Annotated in this window: 1 protein-coding gene; it reads right to left on the bottom strand. The window is 39.7% G+C overall.

The window, feature by feature from the left end; all coding sequences use genetic code 11:
• Positions 1–536: 536 nt before the first annotated feature.
• On the bottom strand, positions 537–1,652 hold the full coding sequence (locus ACE198_RS27915) for an IS110 family RNA-guided transposase (RefSeq protein WP_375377791.1): 1,116 nt from the start codon (positions 1,650–1,652) through the stop codon (positions 537–539).
• Positions 1,653–1,776: the final 124 nt, after the last annotated feature.

The raw sequence follows: 1,776 nt of genomic DNA on the forward strand, positions 1-1,776 counted from the left end.
CCGGGGAGCCTCCTGATATGAACGAAACTGTCAAGGCTCCCTACTTAAACTCGGTTTTGGTTTATTTTTGACCAACTCTAAGAAGAGAAGCTATTTTCGCTTCTTCGCTTACTTGGTTAGATAGGTAGCCGTTTAAGGCTAGGGTAGCTCCTTCTTTAGCTTACTGACCATTTCTCATCTCTTTGAATGGCTGTCAAGTGCTCTCCTTGACAGCCATTCAAAGAGATGAGACACTTTTTTAAGCTAAAGTTGGAATAATCCTCCCTCCTTCATTTTTCTTAGAATAGATGTTAAGGACACGGCACGAAGGCAAAAACTTCTACTGCGGTTAGCGCTCTGATATTCGTGGGTTTTCACATTTTATCTTTCCGTATAAAGGCCTTATCCACTAACTCGTGACGTGCGTTAATCTAATTAGATATAGCACAGAGGAGGCACGTGGGTTTTCCTTTCCGGTTTTTCTCTTTGCCTTCGAGCCCTATTCTCATCCATCTATTTTCTTACTAATGCACTCATATCATAGAGAATCGTCTTCATTAAGCTGTTGGTACTACCTCATCAATTTCCTGTGTGATTGCCCAAATAAAACCCGCTAACTCTCTCGCTACTGCCGTGATTGCTTTACCGCTTTCTTTTCCTCTTGATAACAATCGAAAATATTTCTTATGTAGCCGGTTTTGTGCTTTCCAGGATATTGCCAGAACGGTTGGCGATTGTCCATTTTGTCTCTTTTGTAATTCACCCTTTATTGACGGCTTATATCGATAACTCCAAGCTGACTCCACCAATAGACGCCGCACATGACGATTCCCTGTTTTGGTGATCCTTCCTTGTCTTCTGCTTTCACCACTCGAAGATTCACTAGGTACTAAACCCAGATACGCCATAAACTGGCTAGCGGTTGAAAAACGTTTAAAAGAACCAATTTCTGCTGCAATACTTGTTGCTGTAATAAGTGCTACGCCTCTTAATGCTTGTAAAGCTTGGATGGTTGGGGCATGAACACTGTCCGTTGCTTGTATTCTGATTTCTTCTTCTAATCTTAGGACTCGTTGTTGTATCTCTTTAATTTGATGATAGTATTCTTGATAAACCACTTGTAGTTTAGAGTTTTCAAACTTTAACGTGTCCAACCATCTATAGTACCTAACGGTCCATTTTTTTCCCTTTAATGGTGGTTGGATATCATAACGAAGTAAAAACTTACTTAATCGGTGTTTAGCTCTTAATTCGTCTTCTTTTGCATCTTCTCGACATCTAACAAGATCTCGTAAAGCTTCATCTTCTGGAGTAGGAACGTAAACAGAAGTTAATTCTCCCGCTCGATATAATTGAGCGAGTCGAACGGAATCTCTACGATCCGTTTTAATACGCTCACCAGGTTTTTTAGGAATTAAAGATGGCGCTATAACCATACAGTGAATATTTAGAGTAAGGAATAATCTATACAATGCATATCCGGTAGGACCTGCTTCGTAACACACTCGTAAGTTCTCGCCGTTTCCTAACTTTTTCATTAATTTCTTAACTGCTTCTGGAGTATTCGAAATCATGCCCCAATATCTAGGCTCATCTCGACCTTCATCTGCAATCGCAACAGCTATTTTTTCTTTTGATACGTCTAAACCAACATATTTTATGGTATCCTTCATAATAACTAGCTCCTTCCGTAATGTAGCTCTGATTTGGTTATGTTTTTTCCAGTAAACATTCTAACCAAATTAATCTACGATGTTACGAGTAAGGAGCTAGTTTCGTTCATGATAACTCGTCGCT

Origin of the sequence: Neobacillus sp. KR4-4, assembly GCF_042136325.1 — a bacterium.
In the GTDB taxonomy this organism is placed as follows: Bacteria; Bacillota; Bacilli; order Bacillales; family Cytobacillaceae; genus Neobacillus.

What these genes read in the sequence shown, in the direction of transcription:
- ACE198_RS27915 (WP_375377791.1), bottom strand. Translation starts at nt 1,652, where the DNA reads ATGAAGGATACCATAAAATATGTTGGTTTAGACGTATCAAAAGAAAAA.